Annotated in this window: 23 protein-coding genes; 17 read left to right on the plus strand and 6 right to left on the minus strand. The window is 63.7% G+C overall.

The window, feature by feature from the left end:
• Positions 1–300: 300 nt before the first annotated feature.
• A complete protein-coding gene (locus ABIC28_RS16785) occupies positions 301–954 on the minus strand; it encodes an MFS transporter (protein WP_354579957.1) in 654 nt (217 codons plus the stop codon).
• A gap of 134 nt (positions 955–1,088) precedes the next feature.
• Here ABIC28_RS16785 and ABIC28_RS16790 point away from each other — a divergent pair, with 134 nt between their 5' ends.
• Positions 1,089–2,135, plus strand: a complete 1,047-nt coding sequence (locus ABIC28_RS16790) for an alpha/beta fold hydrolase (RefSeq protein WP_354579900.1) — start codon at positions 1,089–1,091, stop codon at positions 2,133–2,135.
• A gap of 113 nt (positions 2,136–2,248) precedes the next feature.
• On the opposite strand, the gene ABIC28_RS16795 is transcribed toward ABIC28_RS16790, so the two are convergent.
• The gene (locus ABIC28_RS16795; RefSeq protein ID WP_354579902.1) at positions 2,249–2,713 is read right to left on the minus strand and encodes a transposase; all 465 of its coding nucleotides are present in this window, start codon (positions 2,711–2,713) and stop codon (positions 2,249–2,251) included.
• On the opposite strand from ABIC28_RS16795, the gene ABIC28_RS16800 reads away from it, so the two are divergent.
• Both ABIC28_RS16800 and ABIC28_RS16805 read left to right on the plus strand, forming a co-directional pair.
• Positions 2,631–2,936 (plus strand): hypothetical protein, encoded by a 306-nt coding sequence (locus ABIC28_RS16800; protein WP_354579963.1) that lies wholly within the window; start codon positions 2,631–2,633, stop codon positions 2,934–2,936. The genes ABIC28_RS16795 and ABIC28_RS16800 overlap by 83 nt on opposite strands.
• 393 nt (positions 2,937–3,329) lie before the next feature.
• Positions 3,330–4,169: an alpha/beta fold hydrolase gene (locus ABIC28_RS16805; RefSeq protein ID WP_354579904.1), complete on the plus strand. Its 840-nt coding sequence runs from the start codon at positions 3,330–3,332 to the stop codon at positions 4,167–4,169.
• A 331-nt stretch (positions 4,170–4,500) separates the two neighbouring features.
• On the opposite strand, the gene ABIC28_RS16810 is transcribed toward ABIC28_RS16805, so the two are convergent.
• Positions 4,501–5,430 (minus strand): alpha/beta hydrolase, encoded by a 930-nt coding sequence (locus ABIC28_RS16810; RefSeq protein WP_354579906.1) that lies wholly within the window; start codon positions 5,428–5,430, stop codon positions 4,501–4,503.
• A 379-nt stretch (positions 5,431–5,809) separates the two neighbouring features.
• Positions 5,810–6,241, minus strand: a complete 432-nt coding sequence (locus ABIC28_RS16815) for a MarR family winged helix-turn-helix transcriptional regulator (RefSeq protein ID WP_354579908.1) — start codon at positions 6,239–6,241, stop codon at positions 5,810–5,812.
• 326 nt (positions 6,242–6,567) lie between these two features.
• On the opposite strand from ABIC28_RS16815, the gene ABIC28_RS16820 reads away from it, so the two are divergent.
• From ABIC28_RS16820 to ABIC28_RS16855, 8 genes are all read left to right on the plus strand, one after another.
• Positions 6,568–7,491 (plus strand): NAD(P)/FAD-dependent oxidoreductase, encoded by a 924-nt coding sequence (locus ABIC28_RS16820; protein WP_354579910.1) that lies wholly within the window; start codon positions 6,568–6,570, stop codon positions 7,489–7,491.
• A gap of 134 nt (positions 7,492–7,625) precedes the next feature.
• Positions 7,626–8,123 carry an HAD hydrolase-like protein gene (locus ABIC28_RS16825; protein WP_354579912.1) on the plus strand — a complete coding sequence of 166 codons (498 nt, stop codon included), beginning with the start codon at positions 7,626–7,628 and terminating at the stop codon, positions 8,121–8,123.
• 320 nt (positions 8,124–8,443) lie between these two features.
• Positions 8,444–8,917 (plus strand): hypothetical protein, encoded by a 474-nt coding sequence (locus ABIC28_RS16830; RefSeq protein WP_354579914.1) that lies wholly within the window; start codon positions 8,444–8,446, stop codon positions 8,915–8,917.
• Between the two features lie 334 nt (positions 8,918–9,251).
• Entirely contained in the window at positions 9,252–9,746 is a 495-nt protein-coding gene (locus ABIC28_RS16835; RefSeq protein WP_354579916.1) for a DUF1877 family protein, read from the plus strand.
• Positions 9,747–10,350: 604 nt separating this feature from the next.
• Positions 10,351–10,911 carry a hypothetical protein gene (locus tag ABIC28_RS16840; protein WP_354579918.1) on the plus strand — a complete coding sequence of 187 codons (561 nt, stop codon included), beginning with the start codon at positions 10,351–10,353 and terminating at the stop codon, positions 10,909–10,911.
• Between the two features lie 557 nt (positions 10,912–11,468).
• Positions 11,469–11,753 (plus strand): hypothetical protein, encoded by a 285-nt coding sequence (locus ABIC28_RS16845; protein ID WP_354579920.1) that lies wholly within the window; start codon positions 11,469–11,471, stop codon positions 11,751–11,753.
• Positions 11,754–11,990: 237 nt separating this feature from the next.
• On the plus strand, positions 11,991–12,734 hold the full coding sequence (locus ABIC28_RS16850; RefSeq protein WP_354579922.1) for an MBL fold metallo-hydrolase: 744 nt from the start codon (positions 11,991–11,993) through the stop codon (positions 12,732–12,734).
• A gap of 343 nt (positions 12,735–13,077) precedes the next feature.
• Complete coding sequence (locus ABIC28_RS16855) at positions 13,078–13,494, plus strand: nuclear transport factor 2 family protein (protein WP_354579924.1); 417 nt, start codon at positions 13,078–13,080, stop codon at positions 13,492–13,494.
• A gap of 69 nt (positions 13,495–13,563) precedes the next feature.
• On the opposite strand, the gene ABIC28_RS16860 is transcribed toward ABIC28_RS16855, so the two are convergent.
• Positions 13,564–13,968 (minus strand): MarR family winged helix-turn-helix transcriptional regulator, encoded by a 405-nt coding sequence (locus ABIC28_RS16860; protein ID WP_269589733.1) that lies wholly within the window; start codon positions 13,966–13,968, stop codon positions 13,564–13,566.
• Between the two features lie 157 nt (positions 13,969–14,125).
• On the opposite strand from ABIC28_RS16860, the gene ABIC28_RS16865 reads away from it, so the two are divergent.
• The 5 genes from ABIC28_RS16865 (at position 14,126) to ABIC28_RS16880 (ending at position 17,854) form a co-directional block, all read left to right on the plus strand.
• The gene (locus tag ABIC28_RS16865; RefSeq protein WP_354579927.1) at positions 14,126–14,758 is read left to right on the plus strand and encodes an SgcJ/EcaC family oxidoreductase; all 633 of its coding nucleotides are present in this window, start codon (positions 14,126–14,128) and stop codon (positions 14,756–14,758) included.
• Positions 14,755–15,477, plus strand: a complete 723-nt coding sequence (locus ABIC28_RS16870) for an SDR family NAD(P)-dependent oxidoreductase (RefSeq protein WP_354579929.1) — start codon at positions 14,755–14,757, stop codon at positions 15,475–15,477. The genes ABIC28_RS16865 and ABIC28_RS16870 overlap by 4 nt, the downstream gene beginning before the upstream one ends.
• 36 nt (positions 15,478–15,513) lie before the next feature.
• Positions 15,514–15,954 carry an SgcJ/EcaC family oxidoreductase gene (locus ABIC28_RS16875; RefSeq protein WP_354579931.1) on the plus strand — a complete coding sequence of 147 codons (441 nt, stop codon included), beginning with the start codon at positions 15,514–15,516 and terminating at the stop codon, positions 15,952–15,954.
• A gap of 906 nt (positions 15,955–16,860) precedes the next feature.
• Positions 16,861–17,349 (plus strand): transposase, encoded by a 489-nt coding sequence (locus tag ABIC28_RS27255; protein WP_502945027.1) that lies wholly within the window; start codon positions 16,861–16,863, stop codon positions 17,347–17,349.
• A complete protein-coding gene (locus ABIC28_RS16880; RefSeq protein WP_502945028.1) occupies positions 17,267–17,854 on the plus strand; it encodes an IS5 family transposase in 588 nt (195 codons plus the stop codon). The genes ABIC28_RS27255 and ABIC28_RS16880 overlap by 83 nt, the downstream gene beginning before the upstream one ends.
• An 898-nt stretch (positions 17,855–18,752) precedes the next feature.
• Here the strand turns inward: ABIC28_RS16880 and ABIC28_RS16885 are convergent.
• Complete coding sequence (locus tag ABIC28_RS16885; RefSeq protein ID WP_354579933.1) at positions 18,753–19,703, minus strand: LysR family transcriptional regulator; 951 nt, start codon at positions 19,701–19,703, stop codon at positions 18,753–18,755.
• A 206-nt stretch (positions 19,704–19,909) separates the two neighbouring features.
• On the opposite strand from ABIC28_RS16885, the gene ABIC28_RS16890 reads away from it, so the two are divergent.
• The coding region (locus ABIC28_RS16890; protein WP_354579959.1) for a PHP domain-containing protein at positions 19,910–20,076 on the plus strand (167 nt) is incomplete at its 3' end.

Raw genomic sequence — 20,076 nt, forward strand, 5'->3', positions numbered from 1 at the left:
CGGCGGTTCGGGTCCGCCGAGAGGTTCGGGCCACGGGTTCGGGCCCTGCCCATTTCGGCACCATTCACGCAAGATCATCAGATTCATTGCGGCGAGGGCGAATCCGAGCAGCAACCGATGACGGGTGAGGCCGAAGATCCGAAGGTACCCGCGGCGCACGTGCAGCCGGTTGGTCTTGAGATCGCCGAACAGTGATTCGATGCCTACCCTGCGATGATAGGAAGCGGGAGAACTACGACCCGCCGTAATCGCAACTTGGACCGCATGCGACTCGCATCAACTAGCCGCGGTGCAACATGCTCAGGAAGCTCGCTCGAACATCGTGTTGTCGACGATTGTTCCCGGTCCCGGGAGGGATCGCTTGCCGAGGATCAGCACACCTATTGCAATCACATACGCCAGCGGCGCTATCTGCATGGCAACGCTGAGACCATGACGGTCAGCCAGCATGCCGACAACGACCGGCCCCAGTGCGAGACCAAAGATACTGTTGGACATGGTGCCAACGCCGAGCGCGGATGCGCGTAGCGACGGATGGGTCAGCATGATCACGATGGATGCGACACCTCCGGAGGTGGCGGAGGAGAATAGCGCGCCCGCTCCCAGGAGAATCAGCTGCACCGGGCCAGGTCCGAAACTGAAGGCTGCGATCAGCAAAACAGCTGCCGTCAAGCAATAGAAGATTGCAGTCGTCCATTTGCGTGATGGGTCTCGACGGCTCACTCGATCCGTGATCACTCCGCCGAGCACCATACCCGCCCCGATAGCGAGGAATACCCCAGCTGACGCGACGCCCGCCCGGTCCGGGGCTAGAGAGTAGTAGCGGTTGAAGTAGCTCGGCAGCCAAGCAATCAGGACTCCCACAGTGAACATCTGCAACCCGGCTACGGCGTAGATACACACCAGCGGCACCGTGGAGAAGAGGCTCCGCAGCGGAGGGCGTCGATCGCGGATTCGCTCACAACTTCGTCGGCCATGTCCTCCTCGACGCGGTAGCGTTCAAGCCTTCGTTCGGTAGCGATGATTCGGAACGCCATTACCAGAAGAAACCCGAAGAAATACAGCAAAGATAAGTTGGAGTCCGACTGATGATCATGCCCGAATCTGAAACCTTCCCGCACGCTGTGGACCGCTCCTCACTTCCTGCGAACGTGGACGACCCCTCGACATTCAATCACCGATTTGCGGATGTCAACGGAATCCGGCTGCACTACGTCGAGGAAGGTGAAGGTCCACTGGTCATAATGGTGCACGGATTCCCCTTTCTCTGGTACCTGTGGAGGCATCAGATCCGATCTGTCGCAGCAGCGGGGTACCGGGTTGTTGCGCTCGACATGCGGGGATACGGCCAGAGTGCGCAACCGGAATCGGCAAATCTCTACGACATGAGTCAAGTAGTTGGCGACATCGTTGGACTGATAAACAGTCTCGACGAGAAGTCTGCAGTTCTGATCGGACATGACTGGGGCTCACCGATCGTAGCCAACGCCGCAATGATGCGTCCCGATCTCGTCCGCGGACTTGTCATGATGTGCGCTCCCCCGACTGCCCGTCCGCCGATCAACCCCTTGTCCGCATGGGAACGAATCTACGGTAATCTCAACTTCTACCAACGGTATTTTTCCACCCCAGAGGCCGAGATCGAGATCATGAGCGATCTGCGATCTTTCCTCCTCGGAATCTACTATTCCACGTCCGGCAGTTGTCAAGAAAATGAACGTTGGCGTTGGGCATGGAAACAGGGCGAAGAATTCTCGGAAACATATACGATCCCGGATCGCGCTCCGGATTTCTTGAGCGTGCAGGCATTGGACTATTATGTCGAAAACTTCACGAAGACCGGGATCAAACCAGCACTGAACTACTATCGCTCGCTGGAACGGACCTGGGAAATCACCTCGTACCTGGAGGGCGCCGTCGTGTCACAGCCGGCCGTTTTCGCGTATGGCGAGAACGATCCAAGCATCCGCCCCGTTCTCGGCATCGATCGTCAAGGCCCAGCCTTGAGCGCTCTCAAAGATATTTGCCCGGGGCTGCGCGGGATCTTCGAGATGCCCGGGGTCGGACACACTCCCCCGGAAGAAGACCCGACAGAGACCACACGGATCATCCTCGACTTCCTATCTTCACTCTAGAGCGTGTCTCCTGTTTGGCGAGGAGTCGTAACCAGGTGCAGACCGCTGAGAGGATCACGCCTGTGCGGTAGGTGGAGGGCACGTTTGTCGTAGCGGGTGGCCATTGCGCGCCATTACTTGAGGGCGGCGAAGGATCGCTCGACAACGTTGCGGCCCTTGTACTTCTCGGAATCGAAACGGGCGGGACGTCCACCACGGCTGCCTCGTCGGCGGCGGTGGCCTTTCTGATCGTCGGGTTCGGCGATCACCGCTTCCATGCCCCGCGACCGTAGGTGGGCTCGGATCGCCTTCGACGAGTAGGCCTTGTCGCCGAGCACCGCATCCGGCCTCGTCCTGGGGCGACCGGGACCAAGTCGGGGCACCGACAATGCGGACATCAAGGTCGAGAACACCGGGGAGTCACCCGCGTGGCCTGGCCCGATCAGAAGGACCAGCGGGCGACCGTGCCCGTCGCAGAGTTGGTGGATCTTCGTACCGAGACCGCCACGAGTGACGGTGGCCACCCGCATGCGCGGACACGGCCGCGTCTCCGCCCAGGTCGCCGTCCTAGCCCTCCGCCACCCTGCCTTCAGTGTCATCGGCACGCACCTCCCCGACGGCCTCACCGCCAGGCCGCTGACCTCCCCGGTCCCGCTATACCACTGGCACGCCGTCTGGAACACCGCCACCGCACACCCAACCTTCAACCGAACCCTGGAGCTCATTCACGCCTATGCCCGGACCCACCACTGGCACCGCCCCCCGGACACCGCCTGGTGGCTCCCACAGCCCGATCGCGACACACTGCGGGCCACCAGCTGAATCGAGGAGCCGGAACGTAGGGCCGCCGAACAGGCCAGATGAGCCGAGTCACCGAACCGGCACCCGAGATCCCCGGCCTACCGCCAGAACCTGGTCCGCTACTCCAATCGGGCCGACTCCACCATCATCGCAACCACTCGCGAGCTCAAAGCTACTTGTCCTACCCGGGCGGTGGGTGCGGCAGTGGATATGGATGGATGGATCGGGACGCGCGCGACGTCCATCCACCGCTCCACGCACGCACTCCACTCGCTTGCGATCCATCTCTCCTTCATCCATCCGCGCCCAGCCAGCCCTCCATCCATCCAGTTCAGTCCACTCCATCCACCACGACGGCACTGAGCGCGACTGTCCGCCATGGCCGATCGGGCTTTCGGTGATTGAATTCCGAGCATGGAACTGATCGATACCGGACGAATCCGGCTCGGGGTGGATCGACGCGGCGAAGGGCAACCAGTAATTCTGGTCGGCGGGACGGGGATGCCTCCCATCGCCTGGGAGGTTGCCGGGCTGACAGCGGCCCTTTCCGGCAATGGCTTTGATGTAATCGCATACGCGTCTCGAGGCGTTGCCCCCAGCGACGCTCCGTCACCCCAGTGCACCGTCGCGGACCTCGCCGAGGACCTCATCTCCCTCATCGACACCCTGGCGCTCGATCGGCCGCCAGCGCTGGTCGGCTACTCCCTGGGCAGTTTCACCATCGAACACCTGCTGTCTACATGCCCAAACAAGTTCTCAGCCGGAGTCCTCATCGCCGGCCCTGGGCCGACGACACCCCTGCTGCATTCCGTCGTGAATTGCGAAGCCGCACTGATCGATCGCCTCGGTACGCTGCCCGCCGAGGTGATGACTATGCAAACCCTTCTCACCGCACTTCCCCCGACGGCCCTGGCCACGGCGGATCCACTGGTCGACCAATGGGCGAGCATGTGCGCCTACCAGAGCGACCAGTGGACATCGAGTGACGGCGAGGTTGCTCAAGCACGTGCATCCCATGCCTGGCTTCGCGATAAGGAGCGCATGGATCGACTCCAACACATCGAGGTACCGGTCCTGGCGGTCGCGTTTGAGTTCGACCCGCTCCTCGGGCCAGTCCAAGCGCAGTCGGCAGTGGATCTGATTCCAGGCGCTGAGCTCTGCGTGATCCCCGAGGCTGGGCATGGTGGCGTGGTGACGCATGCTCAGCATGTCGTCCCCCGAGTCCTGGAGTTCCTCGTCAAACACCACAGCTGAAGAACCGAATCAACTGCAGACAGCCGCCAATTGCACCCTGGAACTCGTCCAGATTTGCGCGATCTGGAGCCATCCTTAAGTGTGATTACCGCCTGGTCAATCTATCCAATCCGCATGCAGCCCAGGACGAAGCGCCATTGGTGAACACCCCTCCATCCATCAGACCCCATGCGCCCATCCACACACGCGCGCGTCCAGTCATCCAGTCCGCACGCACTTCCATGTGGGTGGCCACCCAGGTGGGGTGGCCATCCATCAATCCACGCTTCCACCCACCCAGCGTGCACGTCCAGCGCCAGCGCCCGTCCGCCACGAGCGCGTCTGCGTGCCGTCAAGCACCGCGGTTAGCCCTGCTCTGCACCTCAGCGATCACGCATCGCGCAGCGGTGATCAGCTGTGTCAGCCCGGGTTCTTCGATCGGGAAGTGCCCGCAGTTCTCCAGGAGAACTGACTGCGTAGGTGCGGCGATACGGTCAAGGAATCGCAAGCTGGGCTGCGGCGGAGTCCATCGATCAGCTGCAGGGTGAAGGAGCGTGACCGGGGCGGCCGTGAACTGCTCGGGTGCGGTGTGCGGGTAGGTGAACCAGTCGGCGAGGAACCCGAGAGGGACCCGAACCCCACCTCCACGTGGATCAGAACCACACATGCGTGACAGGTCAGGGTTGTTGCTCATCCGGTTCATGCTTACGAGCCACTTGATCGGAAGGCGTAGGCCGCCGGCTACTCGAGCGATGGGCGGCAAGAGCATCGGTGCAGCTTTCCCGGCGACTCCCCATCTGGCTGCGGCAACGCGGGTCTCAGGGTCTGCGGTGTCGAGCAAGCAGGTCGCCATCACTGCAGCGACTTGGCCTGTGCGAGCAGCGACCTCGTACGCCATCATCCCGCCCATGCTCGCTCCGAAAAGCACAAGCGGACGCGGGTCGCTAGCCCGCTCGGCGTCCACCAAGTCGCAGAGCAGGTCGATCCAATCTCGATAGCGGACCTGCCCAGGCCGAGGCTCGACGGTGAGTCCGTAGATGGGCATGTCGGGGAAGAGGACGTCGACGCCTTCGTCCGCGGCCAGGGACGCGAAGGGCCAGAGAGCCATTGCGTGGCCGCCGGCACCGTGGATGCCCATGACACGAACAGGCGCATCGGGGCGAGAGGCACGTGCGATGTGGACACGGCGGCCGCGCCACTGCCACCACGTCGATTCCGGTTCACGATGGGCCGATCGATAGCGTTCCGGAAGAAAACTGGCATAGCGCGCTGCGTCCGTCATTCGAATTGCCCCCTATTGAACTTGCTGTACAGGATTGAACCCGCACCCCCTGATAGGACGGAGGATAGCCATACGACACCAGGTGGTATGCACGATGCGAGCGAACTGGCCAAATGTCGCAAGCGTCGCAACAGATTACGAATCGCAGCCCGCATACATGCTGAGGACGCCCGGGGGCGTTCACCCAGCATGTCCATTTGGGTTCACCCATGCGCACCGCGAGCAATCCCACCACACGGAAGTCGCCTCACTCGTTGCTGCAGGGTCAGATCGCCGGTGCGGCTGGCCCCCAACGATCAATCATGGCCGTCACCGGCCGCGCACCGCGCACGGGGTGCTCTGTGCAGCCCAATCTGGCGAGAGTCCGGTTTCGGGCGGCCTACTCCGCGGGTCGGCTGAGCTGTGATTCCATTGCGTCGGCCAGGCGAGTCAGAACGACGATGACCTTATCCCGGTCCGGTCCGAGTCCGGCGAGTAGCTGTGCGTGAGCGTCGAGTTCTCGAGGGAAGACATCGTCGATGGCACGTACCCCGGCGTCCGTCAGATTGATGAAAGCCGAGCGTCCATCAGTGGGATTTGGCGCGCGGTTGAGCAAGCCCCGCCTCTCGAGTTTGGCCAGGTTCTTACTGACCCCCGCTCTGGTCATGCCGAGGAGTTCCGCCAGGCGGATGGCGGTGACTGCCTCGTCTGCATACCGCAGGGGAACAAGCAGTTCCACCTCGGCAACGGTGAGATCCGCATCGTTGTAGACGGGTTCGACGGCGAGCTCGAGCAACGCGGAAATGCGTTTCACCTGCGCCACAACCTCCATTGGCGAAGTGTCCAGAGTGGGGTTGTGCTCACGCCACAGCGTGCAGGTGCGTGATCGGAGTGAGGGGTTAGTCATCGTCACCATCTTTGTTAACTAGTAAACAGTCTGTTAGGTTGCCCAGCGTAACCCACTGCCTCTCGCGACGGTGGGCTACCACGGCCGGAAGGGGCTCCGCCGGAGGCGCTGATGCGAGGCGCGCAAGACCGCGGGCACGAGCCTTGCTGCAGAGCTGACTCGAAAGACTTTGAGGGTTACGGAAGTTCGACATCAATCGACGAGTGGACGTGCGCGCGCCATGGATTGACGCGGGCTGGAGGGGAGCCGCAATGGAGTACGACGTAGTGGTGATCGGCGGCGGTGCGGCGGGGCTGAGCGCTGCGACGCTGCTGGCGCGCGCTCGCCGCCGCGTGGCGGTGGTCGACGCTGGCGAACCTCGCAACGCCCCTGCAGAACACCTGCACGGCTTCTTGTCTCGGGACGGAATGTCTCCCGCGCGGCTACTCGCCGACGGCCGGGCCGAAGTGATCGAGTACGGCGGCAAGGTGATTCCGGGCCGAGCGCTGGTCGTCGAGAAGCTCGGTGCTCGTCGGTTCGTCGTACGCCACAGCGGCGGCCCCGACGTAGCGACGCGCGCCGTTATCGTCGCCACCGGGCTTCGCGATGAGTTACCCGAGATCCCCGGCCTGCGCGAGCAGTGGGGCGTCGGCGTCCTGCACTGCCCCTACTGCCACGGGTACGAGGTTCGTGACACGCCGATTGCGGTGCTCGGCGGCGACAACAGACCGTTCACCATGCACCAGGCGTCGCTGGTGCGCCAATGGTCTGACGACGTGGTGTTCTTTCCAAACCGGATCGTCCTGGACGCCGAAGAACGCACGCGGCTGACCGCCCGCGGGATCCGCATCGTCGACGGAGACGTGTCGGGGATGGTGGTGCAGGACGGTCAGATGTGCGGTGTCGAGTTGGCTGACGGCCGGATTGTTCCGCGGTCAACAGTGTTCGTTGGTCCTCGCTTCGTACCGCACGATGACCTGCTCACCGCTCTGGGGTGCGATGCAGGCGAGGATGGCTGGGTCGCAACCGATCCGACCGGCCTCACCAGCGTGCCCGGAGTGTGGGCAGCAGGCAACGTCATCGACTCCCCAGCTCAGTTGATCACGGCCGCCGGCGCTGGGTCGAAGTCCGCCATCGCGCTGAACCACTACCTTCTCGCGCAGGATATGGAGCAAGCAGTAGCGAACATTCGCTGAGTACGCACGCCTGGCGCGTGGAGTCGTGAACGTGTAGCGCAGAGTTAGCGAACGCGGCGCTGGATTGGCTGATCGTGCCCTCCACCAGGTCATTGCGACGCAGCCTGAACTACTGGGGCATCTAGCATCCTGGGGTGCGATCCGTACTTTTCGACGTTGATGGCGTTCTGATCGACTCTTATCGGGGATACAGACAGGTTTGGAGTCGCTGGTGCGCGATGAGGTCTGTTCCGTTCGAACTGACCTGGTCAGCCACCCACGGGCGGCGACCCGTCGAAACGATCGCTGAAGTCGCCCCGCATCTTGACCCCGACGCCGAGTACTCACTGCTGAGGCAGCTGATGCACAGCGCCGGCGACCAGTTCCAGGCGTTTCCCGCTGCGGCCCCTTTACTCCGGTCGTTGCCGTCGGAACGCTGGGGTGTTGTCACGAGCGGTCGCCGCGCTACGGTGTTGTCGCGGTTCAGGAATGCGGGAATTCCTGAACCGAGAGTGTTGGTCCCAGACAAGGCCGCCGCCCTGCAGTGGTGGCACCTGGACGAACTCCCGACCCCAATGGTCGCGCACGAAGCGTTCGTACTCGAAGCGCTGCACGGCGACCGACTTGAGCCGATTCACTCCATCGGCTTCTGAACCGGGACTCCGGTTTGCGGCACCGGACATCGGGATGACAGATGAGCAAGCGGCGCCTATATGGGGAGCCGAGCATGCCCTACACACCAACCGCCCACTACTGACTCAGAAGACTGACCAGAAGCGTGTCCCGCTTGACGATCCAAACCAGGACATGGCCTTATTGGACCATGTGCAGGCGCACACGAATGCCGCCGCAATAGCGAGTCCCGACTCTCCGTCGTGTTGGTCCTGATCAGCGATGGTCAGGTAGGACTCCACCCCCACCCCGGTTCGAGAGACAATCACGAGCCACGATTCAGACTGGCTATCGTGGCTGTATGGGGCGGAGACTGAGAGAGATCGCGACCGTGGCATCGGCAGGAGCGCTGGCCCTGACGAGCTGCGCGACCAATAGCGACGAACCAGCAACCTTCGCAGCCACGGTGACCATCACCGGCGAAGCTGATCGAGTATGGGCCGACTCCGGCAAGTGCACCATTGGAGAGGCTCATGTCGCTCCGACCGACCAAGTGGTCATCCTCGGCGACAGCGGATCCGCATGGGCAGACTCGGTACTGGAAGTCGACTCCATCGATCAAAATCCTGATGGCACGGGTGTGTGTACATACACTGCGCACTTCGTGGACGTCCCCGCAAACCAGAGAAATTACGCCATCTGGGTGAACAACTTCGCACAGCAGTCCTTCACGTCGGACGAACTGAAGAACGGTGCTACCTACCGCCTGCACAGCTCAATCCCCACCACGGCAGTCACCGGTGCAGACGTGCAGGACAGTGGCGGCACGCCCTGAAGCTCGGAGACCTGCTCTTCCATCTAGTGATCCCAGCGCTCCGACCAAGCACTCTTGGCCGGGGGCAGCCTCTTCAGGTCTGCTCCTACATCGGGATCTGTAGCCGATCCCTATCGCTGTCTGCCGTCCGGTATATCGATCGTCGAACAGGACAGCTTGTAGCGGGGCTCCGTCCGTTCACCTCCATCCAGCGATACTCCCTGACACAACGCCATTGCCGGGTGCGACCTTCACTGATAAGTGGCGCGGTTCCGGTGGCTGAAGGTGGCACGACGGTCGCGGGTGTCTGCTCGTGGCGTCTGGGATTGCAGGCTCAGCCGTTAGCGTGACACCCATGGAACTTGGGGTACATTTCGCGCTTTCCGACCGAGTGGCAGCGGAACTCCTCGACGCGCGTTGCGACGACGGCAGGCTCGGTGCGGTGGTCGAGGACATCGAGGAGACGGGGCGATCCGAATTCTCGTGCGACACGGACAAGGCGTGGGACCCGATCCTGTGCTCCCTCTCCAGCGCCGGGTATGAGCGCGCGCCCGAGAACTGGCCGGCATACGGCGTGATCCTGGGGGACGAGGACCTCAACACGGATACCGACGACCAACTGATCACCTACCTGACGCCCGACCGGGTCGCCGTAGTGGCCGCGTATCTGGTCGGCATCACCGAATCCGAGTTCGGCGCAGGCTACGACGCGATGCCGCTCGACGATCGCAACCCCGAGTACGGCGCGGACGAGCGTTCGTACGCCTGGGGCTGGCTGCAGGAAGTGATGGAATTCTTCCAACGCGCAGCCCGCGACGATCGGCACGTGGTGTTCACCGTGCGGTTCTGACTACCCACTGCTCGCCATCGCGCACTCGGCGCAAATCGGTGTCCTGTTTGGCGATCGGCATAGGTGACTAGTCGATTTGGGCAGGTTTCGCGTACGACACGACTCCGCAAATGTGGCTGAACAGCCCGCTTATCCAACTTCCAGATGGTGGTCCAAGCGTAGGTGCCGCGCTCGTTCGCTGACGAACCCCATCGAGGCTGAGCCGCCCGGCCGAGACTTTCGGCCGGGGGCGTACAGGCCACGGACATCACCAACAGCTTCTGACCGTCGCCCGCACTTCCACATCCCACTCTGGAGACCATCCAGATTTCTGTGATCTGGAGCTCTCGTTAAGTGGGATCACCGCCTGGTCAACCTATCCAATCCGCTTGCAGCCCAGTCCGCTCCGGCATAGGTGAACACCCCTCCATCCATCCATCAGGGTGTTCACCCATCAAACCCGTTTGGGTTCACCAATGCGCACCGGCAGCGTCGGCCTCGGCCTCGGCCTCGGCTGGGGCCGTAGGTCCTGCGTGGTCACAGTCGGGTTCGCGGCACCGCCAAACTAGGTGCCGGTTTTGCGCATTCGCCGTGTCCACATGGGCACTGCCGTACCGTGCGGCCAATGGGGATGTGGAGAGTATTGGCGGGACTCCTTGCCGTCGCACTGCTATCGGGCTGCGGCGCGACGGACGACGCCGCCGCCGAGGAGTCCGCGGCCCCGGTCACGCAGGCATCGGCTTCAGCACTGACGAAGCCGACATGCCTCGCCGAGAATCTCCTCAACTACATCGACAACGGAGTCACGGTCCCCGAGCCCACCACCATCCCGACAGACTTCGTCCCCACAGCCGCCATCACCTGTGAGGGCGACTGGGGTGCCGGGGTCACCGACCACGCGGTGTCCTGGCTCGAGGAACACCGACGGGGCAACCTGGACGCCGTGTTGGCCGGGTTCGCGCTGCCGTCCGAGCAGGACGGCACGTGCTTCACAGATCAGCCCACGCCGCCGGTCGTCTGGCTCATCGACGACCGGGGCCTGGGCATGCGGCCTGTGGTGCAGACCGGGCGGTGCGGCGGTTTCAAGTGGGACGCAATCACCGCGATCGACGCGTTGCCGCTCAGCGAGCGAATCGTGCACAAGGTTCCGGTGTCCCCGGAGGTCGAGGCCAGGTTCGCGCAGTAGCCCGTGGGCGCAGCGACCTCGAAGCCCCAAGAAGGGAACCCATCCAGATTTGTGTGATCTGGAGCCTCCCTTAAGTGTGATTACCGATCGGTCAACCTATCCAATTCGCATGCAGCCCAGAATGAACCGCCATTCGTGAACACCCCTCCATCCATGCCCCGGGCACGCCCTACTGGCCGGATGAAGCGGCGGCACGGCGTGCAAACGCAGGAATGGGTCCAGTAACGAACAAGGCTGGCCAGATCCTGACAGCAGTGAACTCGGAGAGGTTCATCTCCAAGGAAGCTGATCCGTTCCAGGTCGCTCAGGGTACCGAGTCGGACAACCCATACCCCAATGACAAGAGCCTGACTCGTGCCGTAGCGGCCAAGGTCGACTCGACGGGCCTGTTGTGGATCTGCGAGAAGTTGGTTCCCGCAGACCAGCTCGAGGGACAGAGAATTCCACCTATGTGAGTCGAAGCCGACGCGCTAGGCAGTCGCGAACGCTCACCCAACGATGGGAACCACCCGCCCTCTCCCCTCATTCCTCTCTCGCCGGCCTGTCACACTCGGGAGATGAGACGGCCAATCCTGCTCGGCGTCCTCGTTGTCCCACTGCTGGTTACAGGGTGCGGGGACGAGCGTGCGGAACATCCGAGGCCCGCCACCTACGAAGAGGCGATCAACGAACTGGTGTGCTTCAACCCGGGCACGACGTTCGAGGAGATGGACCGGAACGCGCGCGAGTTCGCGCAGGAGCAGGGGCTGTCTGTCGAGGAGGTGGCCCAGAACGGCGTCATGGAGGCGAGAGAGAATGTCTCAGTAGACGGGGAATTCGGGAAGCCATGCCGGAACGACTGACATGGCGCACGCTCGGGCGCCTGGCCTGCCCGCTGCCGGCGGGGGTCTCGTCGGCGAGGACCGTCGACGCTTGATCTCAGAGCCGTGCGCCGACGTCCATACCCCGGGCAGGGGTGGACATGCACAGCATGATCACCGGCCGCCTTCTCAGTCACCGTGACGGAATCCCGGAGTCGAGTTCGAGACCACCTGCTCCCCGTCGCTGCATGCGGTCTGCGATGCCGCAGAATACGCACCATGACAGCCGTCGACGAAGTAGCGCCCAACGTCTTCCGCGCCACGGGGACCGACGTGAACGTAGTAATCCTGCAGGACGGCGACGCCCTGACCCTCGTCGACGGCGGATACCCCGGTGATGTCGGCGCCGTCGAAAACGCGATCCGTTCCCTCGGCCGCCGTCCCGAAGACGTGCAGGCGATGCTACTCACGCACGCACACATTGACCACATGGGTGCGCTCGTCAGCTTCCACAAACGCTTCCACATTCCCGTGTTCGCAGACCCGACCGAGGTCGCACACGCGCGACGGGACTACCTCGAGCAGGCAACCGCCAAGGACTTCATCCCAATGCTTCACAAGCACGGCGTGCTGCCGTGGTTGCTGCGAGTTGCACGCGCCGGCGCGACCAAACCTCTCGCCATCGCCGACGCCCAGGCAGTTCTGTATGACGGACCCCTGGACTTGCCCGGCGCCCCGGTTCCTGTGGCGACCCACGGCCACACGTCCGGACACGCGGCCTACCACCTGCCGCAGCATGGTGTGATCATCACGGGCGATGCGTTGGTCACGGCACACCCACTGTCGAAACTGCTAGGGCCACAACTCCTCCCCCCGGTCTTCGACCACGGACACGGAGACGCTGGCGCCGCGCTAGACCACCTCGCGGCACTCGAAGCGGACACCGTTGTCCCCGGGCACGGACCCGCGGCTTTCATGCCCATCGCGGACGCTGTCGAACAAGCTCGCGACCAAGGTCGCTGAGCGGCGGCGCCGCGGTCTCTTCCCTCGAGCCCTCATTGGCCCAGGGCAACGCGGGCCGCCGGGCGCGCGGGCCACACCGTGGCGCCGTCGGGCGGTTGGGCATACCGTCCTGGTGTGGGGATAAGGGCAGCCACGGCTCGATGGCGGCTCCGACACCGGGGATAGCGGAGACGACCATCTCGATGAGCAAGGGGTAGAGCACGATGAGCGCTACCGCGGCGACGGTGTTCCTATCTGGTCCGCACGGTCACCAACCTGTCCTTGAACCGACTCACCTCCGCCAAGGCTACCCGCGAAACCTACATCGGCCCTTGGCTACCCGAGCCACTGCTGACCTGGACACGTGCAGTCCCGCCGCCCACGCTTCGACACCGACAAGGCCGAGCGGGCGCACGTCACCGAACAGTTCATGGCCGCCTGCTCGGGTGGTGATCTCAATGCGTTGATCGACCTGCTCGCCCCCGATGTCACCGCGTGGTCCGACGGTGGCGGCGTGGTGACGGCGGCGCGCCGTCCGTTGCACGGCCCTGACCATGTCGCCCGATGGATCCTCGGCGTGCTCGCCAAACCGGTCTCGGCAGGCTTCACGCTCGAATCCGCCTATATCAATGGTGAACTCGGCGCCCTCGCCGGCGTCGGCGGCAACCCGGGTGCTGCCTTCACCTACGACATCGTCGATGGCCACATCCAGAACCTTCGCTTCCAGATCAATCCGAACAAGCTCAAGGGGTTGTATATCGGGACCGACACTCTCGGATGACGGTCGCGTCCCGCGGGGCCGATCGGGCGTGGGTCATCAGGTGCGTCACGGCAGTAGTGGGCGATGGGGTCAATCGGCACTTCGGTCGTGTTCGGCGATCTCGTCGACCGACAGCTGGAAGGCCTCGGACGCGCGGGCGAAGTAGTCGAAGAGCAGTTCACGCTGTTGCGGGGTGTAACTCGCGACGATGTCGCCGATCCTGCGCCGGGCCGGGGCCAGCACTGCATCGAGGTCGGCGGGTGAGTCTATCGGTTCGACGATGACCTTGCGTCGGTCGCCCGGATCGGCGGCCCGCCGCACGTAGCCCGCCTGCTCGAGGCGATCGATGAGCCGGGTGGTGGGACCGGTCGTCAGGCCGGTCCGCGCGCCGAGTTCGCCGGGCGTCATGGCGCCGTTCAGTTCGAGGATGTTCAGCGCGTACAGGTCGGTCGCGCCCAGGTCGACGGCCTTCGCGCCCGCTTGAGCATGCAGCACAACGGAACTCAGGTACCGACGGAAGACGGCGCTCGGATCGCTTGCGTGCCGAGGTGTTGACAAGGGTGACCCTCTCTCGTAATCTCTTCCTCAACGAAGAAACATCGCCAAAGAAGAGGAATCTTCTAAGCAGAGAATAACACGGAGGGCTCCTGACATGACCGCTGTCGATACGAAACCGACCACATCGGGCAAGTCGCGTCGCCGCACCATTGTTCGGGTGCTCGGCGCGACCGCTCTCGCGCTCGGGGTGACCGCCGCAGGTGGCTACCTGTGGCTGAACCAGACCTCCGAGGTCCGAAACACCGGCGTCGCCGAGTGCACGACGGTCACCCCCGATGGCGGTTCGGACGCCGACCTGCGGGGGGTGTGTGCGACCTTGGGCGCGATGACCGAGGCATGGGGTCGCAATGATGCCGACGCCTACGGCGCGGTATTCACGGAGAATGCGAGCTACACCACCTTTATCGGCACCCACTACCAGGGACGCAGCGACCTGACCGCGGCGCATCGCGCCCTGTTCACCGGATTCCTGAAGGACACCAAGCTCGCGGACTCCTATCTCGGTGTCCGCTTCTATGGTGGCAACGTCGCCATCGTCACCAGCCGTGGCGACCGCTACGAGAACGACCGTCCGGCCGAGCTGTCCAAGACCCAGACCTACACGCTGGTTCGCGAACAGGACGGACAGTGGCGGATCGCCAGCTTCCACAACACTCAGCGACAGCGGGTGATGGAACGGATCTCCTACATCTTCGACCCGGAGACCAAGCCGCAGGCGGAGCGATGAAGGCGCTGGTGACCGGTGCGAGCGCGGGCATCGGCCGAGCCTTCGCGAAATCGCTCGCGGCAGCGGGCTACTCGGTGACGGCCGTGGCGCGGGGCGGCGAGAGGCTCGAAGCGCTGATGGCCAAACTCGGTGACGGGCACGACTACCTCGTCGCGGATCTCGCGACCGAGGACGGGCTCTGTGTCACGGCGGAGATGCTTCGCGCCGGCGGATACTCGCTGCTGGTGAACAATGCCGGTGCTGCAGCGCATGGCGACTTCGCTGATCTTCCGCTCGAATCCGCGCTCACCACAATGGATCTCAACTGCCGGGCCGTGGTGGTGCTGGCGCATGCTTTCCTCGCCGCCGCCGCTCCCGGCAGCGCGCTGGTGAACGTGTCCTCCACGCTCGGGCACACTCCGAAGCCTGGCATGAGCGTCTACAGCGCCTCGAAGGCCTTCGTCACCACGTTCTCCGAAACGCTGTGGCACGAACAGAAGCCGCGTGGCGTCCAGGTTCTGGCCCTGTGCCCGGGCGTCACCGCCACCTCCTCGCAGGCGGCCGCTGACGTGCCGCCCTGGCTGATCCAGTCGCCACAGCAGGTGGTGGTCAGCGCCCGGAAAGCCCTGTCCGACAGCACCGGTCCGGTTGTGCTCACCAGTCGTGCCAACCGCCTGTTCACCGCCGTGCTGCGGCTGCTGCCTCGGCGCACTGCGCTGTCTTTCCTTGCCTCGACCTGAAATTCACTCCGCGCCAACGATTGAAAGGACCTCGCGATGAACACCACTGATACCACCGCCATCCGTGCACTGGTCGAGCTCAGCCAGGACGCCTGGAACCGGGGCGACGGGGCGGCCTATGGCGCCTGCTTCACCGCCGACGCCACCGATGTGACCTACGTCGGCACCGTCTACCACGGCGGCGAAGAGATCGGCAGGGCCCACCAGGCGCTGTTCGACAGCTTCCTGAAGGGCACCCGTCTCGTCGTCGATATCCTGGAAATCCGCTGCTACGGCATCGATACGGCTGTCGTCGTGACCCGCGGCGAATCCTCGAAGGGCGAGCCGAAGAAGCTGGGAAAGCTCGCGACCTACACCGTCATCCGTGACGTCGACGGCCAGTGGCGCATCGCGGCCGTGCAGAAGACCCAGCACAAGCCGCTGATGGAGGCGATGTCCTTCAAGTTCCAGCCCGCCACCCGACCGGCCGCACACTGACGGCCCAATCGCAGCAACCAAGGGGAGGGGCCCGGGGGACTGCAGACAGGATGTGAATCGTCATCGTGCTTGTCATTTCCCGGGGCTCTGACCTGCGGTGTGGCAACCAGCGTGACGGCAACAGGGCGCGGACGCAATTGACCGCATTGTGGCCGACAAGCGAATCGACGCTGTACTCGACGATCCTGCACGCGAGCCGCCGTACTGGGAGTAGCCAAACCGAGTCGGTTCGCGTCCCCTCGAGGGAACCTAACCAGGCCCAGTGAAGGAGGGGTCGACCGAGTCTGTGCTCTCTGCTCGGGCCGGACTCGAAAAGCATTAAACGGTCGAGGAATTTCGGGGCGGAGCGAAGTGCCCAGCAGCACGCACGGCAACGAACAGACCAATCAAAGCCAGTCCTGCTGCTCGACTACCGCGAGCGTGGAGCCTGTCCGAACACACCCGCTGCAGCTCTCTCTGTGGAATCGGACGAGACTGCACCACGGGCTCCTCCGATCCGGCAATCGTGACTTTCAGTTCGTCGGCGGGTACCGGACTGATCACGGAGCCGCAAACAACCCTCCGCGGTCCGACGCTGTCGACCGGAACCGAGACGCTGGCAAAGAGTGCCCACCCGATCATTGTCAGCGCCATGACTACCAGCACTGCACAGCTCGAACCGAACACGATCGCATACCGACTGCGATGACGCCGCTTCCACCAGAGAGAGACAAGCCCAAGCCCTGCACCGAAGTACGCCACCCATGGCCACCAGCCGAAGAACCCAAGCAATGCGTATGCGAACAAGAACGTAATGATCCAGAAGGCCGCAGTCAGCCACTCGGTACGTGATCTCGTGCCTTGCCGGTTCCTGAGCGCCACTAGACCATTCTCTCCGGCCCCGTGCTGATAACCAGCGGAGATTCGATGCCCGGCGAGTCCACACCCAAGGAGCACTCGCCTGATGTCACAGAATTGAACTTTGACTCCAGGTTCGTCAGAACAGACGATGATGTTCCGGTGACTCGATTCCAGATCCTCTCCGACCAGCAGTGGGAGGTCATCGCAGATCTTCTGCCGGCCCGGACCGGCCGGTGTGGCCGCCCGTTCTCCGATGCCAGAGCGATGATCGACGGCATCATCTACCGGTATCGATGCGGCATCGCCTGGCGCGACGTTCCGCCAGTGTTCGGGCCGTGGCAAACCATCTGGACCTGGCACCGGCGCCTGGCCGGGGACGGCACCTGGAACCGCGTCCTCGAATGCCTGCTCAGCATCGCCGACGCTGCCGGGGTGCTGGATTGGGCGGTGTCGGTGGACTCGACAATCGTCCGTGCGCATCAGCACGCCACGAACACCGCCCGTCACACAGGGGGCCCCGTCGAATTACACGAATCCGCGAATCGAGCCGCCTGACCACGCCGTCGGCCGCTCCCGTGGGGGTCTGTCGACGAAGATCCATCAACTCGTCGACGGTCACGGCCTCCCGCTAGTGGTGCTCGTCGCGCCAGGGCAATCCGGCGATTCCCCGGCCTTCCCGCATCTGCTCGACCACCTGCGAGTCCAACGCCTTGCCAGTGGGCGGCCGCGCACCAGGCCGGACCGGGTGCGCGGAGACAAGGCGTACTCGTCGCGAGCGAACCGCGCTCTGCTACGGCGTCGCCGCATCGGCGCGGTGATCGCCGCCGAGCCATCCGATCAGGCCGGACATCGACGCCGACGCGGATCAGGCGGTGGCAGACCCCAGGTCTTCGATTCGGTCGATTATCGCGGCCGCAATGTCGTCGAACGCCGGTTCTGCCATCTCAAGCAGTGGCGTGGATTGGCCACGCGATACGACAAACTCGCAATCGTCTACCGCGCTGCCGTGATGCTGAACGCCGTCATCGCCTGGACAAAGCATTTGTCAGACAAGCCCTAGTTAAGCGTCGCAGTTCGCTAATCTTCGCTGCGACAATGGGCATTTATAGTCGGTCCCTATCGCTGTCGGGTGTCCTGTATCGCGGTCGTCAATCAGGACACCTCCCGACGGCTCGAGGAAAGCCGTGGCCAGCCATGCACGCGATCGACCCGTCCAGTTAAGCCGTCCTGCATGCCAATCCGACATTGGCCGCCCTTGCTGGACCGATCGACCGCCCCATTCGCGCGGGCCGTGCCCGAGCGAAACAGTCTCGGCCGCGATCAGGGTCGCGCAAAGATAGGACCCTCATCCGGCACCGACCTGATTGAATCCCTGTGCGACATGGACGCTTCCCGAGCGGCGGACGCTACCGTCCCGGATCGGCAAGTCGACCGACATACGTGGAAGGCCAGCATCACAGCGGCGAGACCGCACCACACGATCGATAGGCCGTGAGCACGGTCCCGGCGAGTCTCCGAGGTCGAGAAGCCACAGCTGTAGCCTGTGATGCGGGGTGTGACCCAGTGAGCGCTACGTAGCGCCAGCCACGGAAGTACGGCCAGCACCAGCAGGATCACAGGGATTCCCGCCGCAACCGCTTCTTTCGTCGCGACGGAAGGGGTCCGGTTTGGCCCCGTGACTTCTTCGAGGGTGTCGGCCATGTCCGGCCATCCCACCCACGACACGGCGGCGGCCGCCACGGCGGCAGCGATCATGACGGTAATTCCGACGATCGGCAACGGATCTCTGACCTGTGCAGTGCTCAACGCAACCACCCCCATGTTCATTCGGCGCCTCCCCCGGCGCCTCGGGCCAGTACAGCAGATTCCCGAATCGCGCGAGGCGGCGCCGACGCGGTTGGCGCACGAGTCAGGCGCTCGGCGTTGGCCGGCGGACGCACCTGCGGGGTGCGAGGCGATCATCGTGTGAACAGTGCACGATCTGGCTCTGGTATCCACATGGCGCTGTTTGTGGCGTCGTTGTAGCTGCCGGTGACGAAGGCGATCAGAGAGTTGAGCTGTGGATGGCCAGTGACTGCCTCCCGCCACAGCAGTGCCATGGGGTAGGCGGGCGTGGGGTCGACGATGGGGATGCGGCGGATGTTCGGGTGCCACGGCGTCGTGGTTCCTTCGCCGCCGAAGGTGACCAGCGTCGTCGAGTCAGCGATGCGGTCGAGAATGTTCGCGAACCCGATGCCGCCGGGGTGCCGCTCGGTAGTGATTGTGATGCCGCAGCCGTCGCTGAGCCGACCGTAGAAGTCGCCGACTTCGGAGTCGAATCCGGCGCCGGGAACCCACGCAGTGACACCGTCGAGGTCATCGAATTCGACATGGTCGCGGGCAGCGAGTGAATGCCCACTACCGACCAGCAGATGCAGAGCGTCGAGATAGGCGGGCACCGCAGTGACATGCGCCGGCAATGGGCGGGTGCCCCAGTGTTCGCGGGCGAAGGCAACGTCCACCCGACCGTCGACCACGGCGTCCCGCGATGTCTTCGACGGGCCCATCATGATGAGTTCAATCTCGGCGTCCGGGTGCTTCTCGAGGTAGAACCGCATCAGATTCGCGTCGGCGATCTGGGCGCCGTGCACCGCCACGCGGAGTACTTGCGATTCGCGCACCGCGGCGACGGCAGCGTCGGCCGACGCGAGGACCGTGCGTGCGTGCGGCAGGAAGCGGGCACCGTGCGAGGTCAGGGCGATGCTGCCGATCCGCCGCTCGAACAGTTGTGAACCGAGTTGGCCCTCGAGCTTTGCGATTCGCTTAGACACCGCCTGCTGGCTGATGCCCAGCACCGAGGCGGCCAGGCCGAACTGGCCTTCGTCGCTGATGGCAACCATTGCTCGCACCGCGGACAGATCGAGATCCAAGACGGCTACCTGCTTTCACATCCACTAGTTGTTGCATTGGGCGTGTCGTTTGTTCGACCCGCAGCCACTCTAACTGGTCATATACCTGCCATGTTGCCGCGATCCGGAGTGAACATGGACAACCAATTCGCGTTCCGAGCGGCGGGTCGGTGGCAATCGTGAGTCGATCTTCGTTCGTTCACCTGCACAACCACACCGAGTATTCGATGCTCGATGGCGCGGCGAAGGTCGGTCCGATGTTCAAGGAGGCCGAGCGTCTCGAGATGACCGCGGTCGGCATGACCGACCACGGCAACATGTTCGGAGCCAGCGAGTTCTACAACGAGGCCAAGAAGCACGACATCACCCCGATCATCGGGATCGAGGCGTACAT

The organism is Rhodococcus sp. PvR044, from assembly GCF_040548995.1.
Classification (GTDB): domain Bacteria; phylum Actinomycetota; class Actinomycetes; order Mycobacteriales; family Mycobacteriaceae; genus Rhodococcus_G; species Rhodococcus_G oryzae.

Coding starts and splice junctions, on each gene's coding strand:
- ABIC28_RS16790 (WP_354579900.1), top strand. CDS start 1,089: ATGATCATGCCCGAATCTGAAACCTTCCCGCACGCTGTGGACCGCTCC.
- ABIC28_RS16795 (WP_354579902.1), bottom strand. CDS start 2,713: ATGACACTGAAGGCAGGGTGGCGGAGGGCTAGGACGGCGACCTGGGCG.
- ABIC28_RS16805 (WP_354579904.1), top strand. CDS start 3,330: ATGGAACTGATCGATACCGGACGAATCCGGCTCGGGGTGGATCGACGC.
- ABIC28_RS16810 (WP_354579906.1), bottom strand. CDS start 5,430: ATGACGGACGCAGCGCGCTATGCCAGTTTTCTTCCGGAACGCTATCGA.
- ABIC28_RS16815 (WP_354579908.1), bottom strand. CDS start 6,241: ATGGAGGTTGTGGCGCAGGTGAAACGCATTTCCGCGTTGCTCGAGCTC.
- ABIC28_RS16820 (WP_354579910.1), top strand. CDS start 6,568: ATGGAGTACGACGTAGTGGTGATCGGCGGCGGTGCGGCGGGGCTGAGC.
- ABIC28_RS16830 (WP_354579914.1), top strand. CDS start 8,444: ATGGGGCGGAGACTGAGAGAGATCGCGACCGTGGCATCGGCAGGAGCG.
- ABIC28_RS16835 (WP_354579916.1), top strand. CDS start 9,252: ATGGAACTTGGGGTACATTTCGCGCTTTCCGACCGAGTGGCAGCGGAA.
- ABIC28_RS16840 (WP_354579918.1), top strand. CDS start 10,351: ATGGGGATGTGGAGAGTATTGGCGGGACTCCTTGCCGTCGCACTGCTA.
- ABIC28_RS16845 (WP_354579920.1), top strand. CDS start 11,469: ATGAGACGGCCAATCCTGCTCGGCGTCCTCGTTGTCCCACTGCTGGTT.
- ABIC28_RS16850 (WP_354579922.1), top strand. CDS start 11,991: ATGACAGCCGTCGACGAAGTAGCGCCCAACGTCTTCCGCGCCACGGGG.
- ABIC28_RS16865 (WP_354579927.1), top strand. CDS start 14,126: ATGACCGCTGTCGATACGAAACCGACCACATCGGGCAAGTCGCGTCGC.
- ABIC28_RS16870 (WP_354579929.1), top strand. CDS start 14,755: ATGAAGGCGCTGGTGACCGGTGCGAGCGCGGGCATCGGCCGAGCCTTC.
- ABIC28_RS16875 (WP_354579931.1), top strand. CDS start 15,514: ATGAACACCACTGATACCACCGCCATCCGTGCACTGGTCGAGCTCAGC.
- ABIC28_RS27255 (WP_502945027.1), top strand. CDS start 16,861: ATGCCCGGCGAGTCCACACCCAAGGAGCACTCGCCTGATGTCACAGAA.